General features: G+C 68.2%; 9 protein-coding genes. All 9 read right to left on the reverse strand.

The genetic code is table 11. The features are described 5' to 3' along the window. Positions 1-53 precede the first annotated feature (53 nt). A complete protein-coding gene (locus AB4Y86_RS06510) occupies positions 54-494 on the reverse strand; it encodes a hypothetical protein (protein ID WP_441401162.1) in 441 nt (146 codons plus the stop codon). 7 nt (positions 495-501) lie between these two features. Continuing rightward, complete coding sequence (locus tag AB4Y86_RS06515; protein WP_441401164.1) at positions 502-1746, reverse strand: ABC transporter permease; 1245 nt, start codon at positions 1744-1746, stop codon at positions 502-504. Next, positions 1743-2459: an ABC transporter ATP-binding protein gene (locus AB4Y86_RS06520; protein ID WP_441401166.1), complete on the reverse strand. Its 717-nt coding sequence runs from the start codon at positions 2457-2459 to the stop codon at positions 1743-1745. The genes AB4Y86_RS06515 and AB4Y86_RS06520 overlap by 4 nt, the downstream gene beginning before the upstream one ends. 2 nt (positions 2460-2461) lie before the next feature. Next, positions 2462-3997 (reverse strand): efflux RND transporter periplasmic adaptor subunit, encoded by a 1536-nt coding sequence (locus AB4Y86_RS06525; RefSeq protein WP_441401168.1) that lies wholly within the window; start codon positions 3995-3997, stop codon positions 2462-2464. A gap of 82 nt (positions 3998-4079) precedes the next feature. Continuing rightward, entirely contained in the window at positions 4080-5111 is a 1032-nt protein-coding gene (locus AB4Y86_RS06530; protein ID WP_441401177.1) for a nucleoside hydrolase, read from the reverse strand. A gap of 44 nt (positions 5112-5155) precedes the next feature. Next, entirely contained in the window at positions 5156-6133 is a 978-nt protein-coding gene (locus tag AB4Y86_RS06535; protein ID WP_441401170.1) for an aldo/keto reductase, read from the reverse strand. A gap of 54 nt (positions 6134-6187) precedes the next feature. Next, the gene (locus tag AB4Y86_RS06540; protein ID WP_441401172.1) at positions 6188-6406 is read right to left on the reverse strand and encodes a hypothetical protein; all 219 of its coding nucleotides are present in this window, start codon (positions 6404-6406) and stop codon (positions 6188-6190) included. 72 nt (positions 6407-6478) lie between these two features. Next, entirely contained in the window at positions 6479-7036 is a 558-nt protein-coding gene (locus tag AB4Y86_RS06545) for a hypothetical protein (protein WP_441401173.1), read from the reverse strand. Positions 7037-7056: 20 nt separating this feature from the next. Then, positions 7057-8444: transketolase C-terminal domain-containing protein (locus AB4Y86_RS06550; protein ID WP_441401175.1), on the reverse strand; the 1388-nt coding region annotated here is incomplete at its 5' end.

Genomic DNA, 8444 nt, shown 5'->3' on the forward strand with positions numbered 1-8444 from the left:
GCCGTCCCCCGCGATATGGCGGTGGACGGCGGCGCCTCGTCGTGGACCGGCAGTTACTGGCCTGTGCCCGCCGACGGGGCAGTGGTCGGGGCGCCGGAGCCGGCGCCCCCGGCGGTCCCGGCAGTCCCGCCGCCGCGGCGGCCCTGGCCCGGGGTCGGGCTCCCCGAGCCGGTTCCCGTTCCCGCGCCCGGACCCTGGACCGTGCCGAAATTGGTGCGCGGCCCGCGCGTTCCGGCATCGATCTGTTTCTGGATGGCTGAACCTGTGAACATGCCGGCGGCCACCAGGACAACGCACACCAGCACCTTGGTGGACCGTCCCATGACGTACCTGCTTTTGGGAACGAACGGCTCGTCATCGGCGACAGGCAACATGAGGGAATCACCGGCGTCGGCCGGGAGCTCCGCGGCTGGCAGCGTCTCCGTGGGGAACTGCTCGGCAGGCTCGCCGCCGACCTGTGCGGCGCGGCCGGTACCTGGGATGTAGCTCTTCATGGAAGTCCTATTCATAACGGAGTGCGTCGATCGGCCGCAGTTTCGCGGCCTTGTTGGCGGGATAGACACCAAAGACGAGGCCGATGACGGCGGACACGGCAAGGGAGAGCCACACCGTCCAGGCCTGGACCTCGGGCTGGACCCCGAGGACGGGGAAGGCGCTGCCGGCGAAACCGATGACGATTCCCGCCACCCCACCGATCACCGAGATGATCAAGGACTCGATCAGGAACTGGGCGACGATGCTCCCGCGGGAAGCGCCGATGGCCTTGCGGATGCCGATTTCCCGGGTTCGCTCTGTGACGGTGACCAGCATGATGTTCATGACGCCGATCCCGCCGACCAGGAGGCTGATGGCGGCCACGGCCCCCAGCAGGATGGTCAGGGTCTGCGTGGTGTTGGTGGCGGTACTGAGGATCTGGGCCTGGTTCCGCACCTGATAGTCCCGGCTGGTGGCGTCCACCCTGTGGCGGGCATCGAGGATCATCTGCAACTCGTTCTGCGCCTGGTTCATGACCTCGGCGGAGCTGGCCTGGACAGTGATCGACGCCAGCGTCGGTGCATACCCGGTGAACTTGTTCTGGGCAGTGGACAGCGGCACGACGACGATATCGTCGGGGTCGTTCAGCCCCGAGGATCCCTTGGCGCCCAGCACGCCGGTGACGGTGAAGTTCTGGCCGTTCAGTTGGACGGTCTGTCCGACGGCGGACGCGGTGTTGGTGCCGAACAGGTCCGCGGCGACGGTGTTGCCGATCACGGCTACCGGATTCCCGGCCTGTTCGTCGGCGTCGGTGAACAGGGCACCCGATGCCACGGCGCTGTTGGTGATGGCGAAATACGACGAGGTGGTGCCCAGGAAACTCGCCACCGCGTGGGTGGCGCTGTTGTAGGTCCCGGTCACGTTTTGCGCCTGCACGATCGGTGCCGTGCGTGCGACGTCGGGCGCGAGCACCGGGTCGGTGAGGGCCTTTTCGTCGTCGAGCGTGAGGTTGGTGCTGCGGGTGCGGCTGGCCCCCACCTGGGATCCGGCGCCGGCGCGGCCTCCGACGGAGGTTGACCGGCTCACGGTCAGCACGTTGGTCCCCAGCTTGCCGATTTGGGCCTTGATGGCGTTGCTGGTGCCCGCGCCGACGGCAAGCAACACGATCACGGCAGCGATGCCGATCAGGATTCCCAGCGTGGTCAGGATCGACCGCATCTTGTTGGCCGCGACGCCGGTGACGGCGAACCGGGCCGACTCCAGCAGGTTCACTGCGCCCCGGCCAGGGCGCGGCCGCCGAACGGCTGCTGCCTGACGTCCGAAACGATCCGGCCGTCCTGCATCCGCAGCACCCGGCCGGCCCGTTCGGCCACGTCCATCTCGTGGGTGATCATCACGATGGTCCGGCCCGCTTCGTGAAGCCGTTCGAACAGGTCGAGGATTTCCGAGGATGAGCGTGAATCCAGCGCGCCCGTCGGTTCGTCGGCGAGCAGCAGGACGGGATTGGTGACGAGTGCCCGGGCGATGGCCACGCGCTGCTGCTGGCCGCCGGAAAGCTGTGAGGGTTTGTGGTCCGCACGGCTGGATAGCCCGACAGAGTCGAGCATCGCCAGGGCGCGGGTGCGCCGTTCGGTCCGGCCCACTCCGGCGTAGGCAAGTGGCATGGCCACGTTCTCGACGGCCTTGGTGCGCGGWATCAGGTTGAARTTCTGRAAGACRAAGCCGATCTTGCGGTTGCGGATCTGCGCCWGCTGGWATTCGTCGAGCTCGGCCGTGTGGATGCCGTCCAGAAAGTAGTTCCCGGAGGTCGGTGCATCCAGGCAGCCGATGATGTTCATCATGGTCGACTTGCCGGAGCCGGATGCCCCGATGATGGCCACAAATTCGCCGCGCTCGATGGTGATGCTGACGCCGTCGAGCGCCCGGACCTCCGCCTCACCGTTGCCGTACACCTTGTTAACTCCGGAGAGTTCGATGACCGCCATGGTTACTGCCCCCCGTTCCGGGCGCCGCCGCCACGGTTGCCGCCGGTGAGCCCGGCTCCGCCGAAGCCGTTGCCCGGAGTGGTTCCGGTGCTGCTGTCCAGGGTGCTCGAGATCGCGGGAAGCTCAATCTGGTCCCCTTCCGAGAGGCCGGTGAGCACCTGGGTCCTGCCGTTGGCGGTGATTCCGGTGGTGACGCGGGTCGCCGTCGTCGTCCCGTTCTTGACGACGTTGACGGTCTGCCGGGTCCCGCTGGTGGTCACCGCAAGGCTGGGCACGAGCAAGGCGCTGTCCGCGATGGCCGTGGTGACGGAGATGTTGGCGCTTTGGCCCAGGCGCAGGGTTGACGGCGGGTTGGCGATTGACACGGTGACGGGGTACGTGACGACGCCGTTGGTGGTGCTCGAGGTCTGTGCAATTGAGACGACCTTGCCGGTGACCGGGGCGGCGTTAGCCTGTTGGCTTAGGGCGGGAAAGACAAACTCCGCAGTCTGCTCCGGCTTCATGTTCGCGATGTCCGCTTCGGAGAATCCCGCCGTCACCTGCAAATGACCCGTGTCGCTGATGGTGACGAGGCCGCCGCCGGAGGCGGACGAGGCTGACGCGGCGGCGGCACCGGAAGCACCCGCCGAGCCTGTGGCCGTGCCACCGGACGCGGCCGCTGCGGACCCGGACGACGACGAGGCCCCGCCGGATCCGGTCAGCGCGCCGACCGTGGCGCTGACCGCGGTAATGGTGCCGGCCACCGGGGCGTTCAGGTTGCAGGCGGCGAGGTTGGCCTGGGCCGTTTCGACCGCGAGCTGTGCGCTGGTGACGTTGGTTCCCCCGGCCGAGGCGGCCGAGTTCTGGGCATTCCCCAGCGCCGTGCTGGCCGTGGAGACCTGTTGCTTGTCCTTGAGCTGGGATGACGCCGCCTGGTTTTGCGCCTGCGTCAGGGCCTGCTGGTCCTTGGCGAGCTGGTTCTGCGCCGCGGCTACGGGATCATTCCAGTTGGCCGGTTTCGGGCTGGGGACGGGCAGGGCCTGCGCGGCGGCGACAGCACTGGTGTCCGAGTCGACCGCCTTCTGCGCCGCTGCCACCCCAGCGGCCTGCTGCGAGGCATCCAGGTTGGCGGACTGCTGGGCGTTGACCAGGCTCTGGTTGGCCGAGGAAACCTGGCCCGCGGCCGAGACCTGCTGCTGATTGGCTTGGGCACTGATTGAGGACAATTGCGCTTCGGCGGTCTTGAGCGCATTCTGCGCGTTGGTTGGGTCGATCGTCAGCAGCTGCTGCCCGGCCGTGACCTGTTGGCCCAGGGCTGCGCTAACGGAGACTATGGGGCCGGTGCAGTTCTGGGCGTTCACCACGGTGGTCGTCGCGGGCGAGACGTTGCCCGACGCCGTGGCGACCGAGGAGATGCTGGCCTTGGTCACCGCAACCGTCCGGGTCGAAGCCGCGGGGGATGTTGAGCCTGCGGCCGTGACGGACAGGTAGGTCCCTGCGCCGAGCGCCAGAATCAGGGCGCCCAGTGCAGAGTTGATGACAAGGGTTTTAGAGGTCATGGCAGGACGGTATCGGCCGTGCCTGAGCGAAGCCCGGGAAAAGCTTGGGAGACCGCCGGTCCGGCGGGTCAGGATCCGGCGGCTACCGCACGTCCAGGGAGCGGGCCAAGGCGCCCACCGACGAAATCAGCTCGTCCAAGCAGTGCGCTGGATCGTTGCCCGCCACAATCCTGGCGTTGGGCGGCAGGCCCCACAGACCGCGGAAGTCCGCCACTGTGGTACCGGCCAGCAGCGGGGAATCCGTCTCGACGTCGACCGTGGCCGGCCGGGTGCTGAACGGGGTCCGTCCAGCCGCGACGCAGGCGGCRAACGCGTCGTGCATRTGSGCSACGTAGCCCTGGCCGCAGCGCCGGTGGAACTCCAAGTAGAACCGGACCGCGTCCGACAGGCACGCCACCAGGGGGTTGCCGGAGGTGCTGCGCAGTCCTTCGGGCTGGTCCGGCAGCACCAATTCGGGTTCCGGAACCCCGGCGGCGTCGCCGAGCTGGCGCAGGTGCTCCGGCCGCAGCTCGATCCGCTCCGTGGACTCCAGGGCGCAGACCACCGGCAGTTTGTCCTCCGGCAACCCGCGGTAGGCCGCGTAGACTTCCTTGGCCGCGTGCGGGTCCACCGCGGTGTTCCACTCCGCCGTCGGCGTCGTGTTGCCGGGATAGTAGAAGCTGCCGCCCATGATCACCAGGCCCTTGAGCAGCCGGGGCAGCTCCGGCTCGCGCCGCAGCGCGAGGGCGAAATTGGTCAGCGGTCCGGTGATCAGCCCGGTGATCTTTCCCGGGTGCGCCCTGGCTTCTTCCACCCAGACGTCGACGGCGTGCCGCGCCGAAACCTGCTGGACCGGCGGCGGCAGCACGGCGTAGCCGATCCCCTGCGGCCCGTGGGTCTCCTCGGTGGTGACCAGCGGGATCGTCAGCGGCACCTCGGCGCCGACCGCGACCTCAATCCCCTCCTGTCCGCACAGCTCCAGCAGCGACAGGCTGTTGATCGCCACCTGCCGGGCATCGACGTTGCCGGCGGTGCAGGTGATGGCCGCCAGCCGGACCTCGGGCCGGGACAGCAGGTACACAATGGCCAGGGCGTCGTCGATGCCGGTGTCGACGTCCATCAGGACCGACTGCACCGCGGTATCAGCGCCGGGCACGCCAGAGCGCAGAACAGTGCGGCCTAGAACAGCGCGACCTTGGGGGTCCGCGGGAAGATCTGGTCAAGTTCGGCCAGCTCGGCGGCGTCCGGGACCCAGGCGACGGCGGCGGCGTTTTGCCGGACCTGTTCCGGCCGGGTGGCCCCGGCGATCACGCTGCTGACCGACGGCTGCGCAGCGAGCCAGGAGAACGCGACCTGGATCTCGTTCAGGTCACGCTCGGCGGCGAAGGTGGAGAAGGCACCGAGCTGGCCCCAGTCGGCGTCGTTGACAAGATTGGTACGGGTGTGGCTGAGCCGCGACCCTTCCGGCGCCTTCCCCTGCGAGTACTTGCCGGTGAGCAGGCCGTTGGCCAGCGGGAAGTACGGGAGCACGCCCAAGCCGTAGGCTTCGGCTGCCGGGGTGACCTCCAGTTCGGCGCGCCGGTCCAGCAGGTTGTAGTGGTTCTGRCTGGAGATGAAGCGGGCTCCGCCGCGGGCGCGGGCCACGAATTCGGCCTCCGCGATCTGCCAGCCGGCGCGGTTGGAATGGCCGATGTAGCGGACCTTTCCGCTGGTCACGAGCTCGTCGAGGGCTGCGAGGGTCTCATCGATGGGCGTCAGCGGGTCCGGGGTATGGAACTGGTAGAGGTCGATCCAGTCCGTCCCGAGCCGCCGCAGCGACGCCTCKGCSGCCTTGATGATGTACCGGCGCGAGCCCCGGGCGTCGAAGTCGTTGCCGTTGGTGCCGCGCATGTCCATGCCGAACTTGGTGCCGATCACGGCGTCGTCGCGGCGCCCGGCCAGTGCCTTGCCCAGCATGGTTTCGCTCAGTCCGGGCTCGCGCCCGTAGGCGTCGGCGACGTCAAAGAAGGTGATGCCGGCGTCCAGGGCCGCATGCACGACGGCGTCGGTCCCCTCCTGCGACTCGGTGGCGGTGTTCGCCCGGCCCAGATTGTTGCAGCCAAGTCCTACGGCCGAGACGGTCAGTCCGGAATTTCCTACGCGGCGGTATTCAGTCATGGGGACCAGCCTATAACGGCCGGCCATGGCCCTCCGGCAGCGCCGGCCCGGCGGCTATCCCGCGGGAAGCTCCAGCCCGTGCTCGTCCATGGCGTCCTCGAGTTGCGCGAGGGTGCGCGGGCAGACGCCCGGCATGCCGGCCAGCCGGCGGTGGCCCAGCAGCGCGACGTGTTCGAGGGTTTCCACGCCCGCGTGGGCAAGTGACTTGCGGGCTGGTGCCGCGAGCCCTGCGGGAAGTGGGGTGCTGCCTGGTCGAGGGGATTTGCGCGTCATTGCGTTGCCTTCCGGTCGGTTGCCCCCAAACGGATGTGAGCCGTGACCGGCTCCTTGCAGGTGGTTCCAGACCTAGAGCGTGAAGCTGTTCGCCGGTTTGGCGGAGTGCTTGAGCTTGAAGTCGGTCCCGTCGAACGGTGCGGCACCGATGCTCAGCTTGGTGAAATCCAGGTCCTCGCCGCGGATGCAGACCTTGATCGCGTTAACGGTTTTGTTAACGTCCGGAGTGAGGCAGTAGATGTTGAGCTTGGACTCGGAGAACTCGGAACGGTCCACCACCCCGAGGCCGCGCCAGGCGAGGTGCCCGATCAGGGCGTCCTTGGCTTTTTCCTCGAGGTAGCGGTCGCGGCTGGTCCCGTCCTTGGTCTTGAGCGCGTACTGCGCCACCACCCAGAACTGCTCCCCGTCCGGGATCTCCGCGTAGCCGTCCTCGGCGCACTGCGCCGCGAATGCCGCCATCAGGCCCTCGCCGGCGGCAGCGTCGGCGACGGGGGTTTCCTCGGTCTTGCTCTGGTGCCCGACAACGCCGTGGTTCATCACGAACTCGTGGAACTCCTCGTCAATCCAGGCTTCCCTGAACTGCAGGACTCCCTCTTCGTCGTGCTTGTAGACGCGGATAATGCCGCTCATGGCTGTCCCTTCGTAAACGGTCACAGGATCGGCAGGCTGCCGGTACTGGGGTGTTGCTGTCCGGGCAGCGGCCGCGCAAACGGCACCTTGGTCCCCAGGACCTGCGCGACGACGTCGTGCGTGATTTGCTGGGCGGTCAGGCCGACCCGTTCCAGCACCTGGCTGCGGCTCCCGTGGTCCAGGAACTCCACCGGGAGCCCCACCTCGTTCAGCGCGGTGTCCACCCCGGCGGCCCGCATTTCCTGGCGGATTCGCGACCCGACGCCGCCGGCGCGCACCCCGTCCTCGATGCAGATGACGAGACGGTGGTGGGAGGCCAGGGCGATCACGGACCTGGGGACCGGGAGCACCCAGCGCGGATCCACCACGGTGGAGCTGATGCCCTGGGCGCCGAGCCGGTTGGAGACGTCCAGTGCGACTTCGGACATCGCGCCGACACTGACGATCAGCACGTCGTTGTCGCTCGATCCGGCCGGGCGGCGCGCGAGCACGTCGACGCCGTCGCTGAGCCGTTCAACGGCTTCCACTTCGGCGCCGACGGTGCCTTTGGAGTAGCGGATGACGGTGGGTGCGTCTTCGACGGCGACTGCCTCGCGCAGTTCCTCACGCAGCCGGCTGGCGTCGCGCGGCGCGGCCAGGTGCAGGCCGGGAACGATCTGGACCATCGCCATGTCCCACATGCCGTGGTGGCTGGCGCCGTCGGGCCCGGTAACCCCGGCCCGGTCCAGCACGATCGTGACGCCGGCCTTGTGCAGCGCGACGTCCATCAGTAGCTGGTCGAAGGCACGGTTCAGGAAGGTGGCGTAGACGGCCACCACCGGATGCAGTCCCCCGAAGGCCATGCCCGCCGCAGAGGTGAGGGCGTGTTGTTCGGCGATGCCGACGTCGAACACCCGTTTCGGGTGCCGGGCGGCGAACTTGTGCAGTCCGACGGGGATCAGCATTGCTCCGGTAATGCCGACGATGTCCTTGCGTTCATCCGCGATGTCGGCGATTTCGTCGGCGAAAACCGAGGTCCAGGACTTCGCGCCGCCCGCCTCGGTGGGCACGCCGGTTTCCGGGTCGATGATGCCCACGGCGTGGAACTGGTCGGCCTCGTTGGCCCGAGCCGGCGCGTAGCCGTGGCCCTTYTCSGTSATGGCGTGGACGATCACCGGACCGGCGTAGTTTTTCGCCGTGGAGAGGGCGTTTTCCATGGCCTGCAGGTTGTGGCCGTCCACCGGACCGATGTACTTCATGCCCAGGTCCTCGAACATGCCCTGCGGGGCCCACCAGTCCTTGATGCCCTTTTTCATGGCATGCAGGCTCTTGTAGGTGAATTGGCCGGCCGGGCCGCCGCTCTGCAGCCTCTTCTTCCACCAATCGAGTGCGACCTCGTAGGCCGGCGCGGCGCGGAGCGAATCGATGG

Origin of the sequence: Arthrobacter sp. 2YAF22_2 (assembly GCF_052114645.1) — a bacterium.
GTDB lineage: Bacteria > Actinomycetota > Actinomycetes > Actinomycetales > Micrococcaceae > Arthrobacter.

Bases quoted from the DNA above. Each gene is read 5' to 3' on its own strand.
- AB4Y86_RS06525 (WP_441401168.1), bottom strand. From the start codon at position 3,997: ATGACCTCTAAAACCCTTGTCATCAACTCTGCACTGGGCGCCCTGATT.
- AB4Y86_RS06545 (WP_441401173.1), bottom strand. From the start codon at position 7,036: ATGAGCGGCATTATCCGCGTCTACAAGCACGACGAAGAGGGAGTCCTG.
- AB4Y86_RS06540 (WP_441401172.1), bottom strand. From the start codon at position 6,406: ATGACGCGCAAATCCCCTCGACCAGGCAGCACCCCACTTCCCGCAGGG.
- AB4Y86_RS06510 (WP_441401162.1), bottom strand. From the start codon at position 494: ATGAAGAGCTACATCCCAGGTACCGGCCGCGCCGCACAGGTCGGCGGC.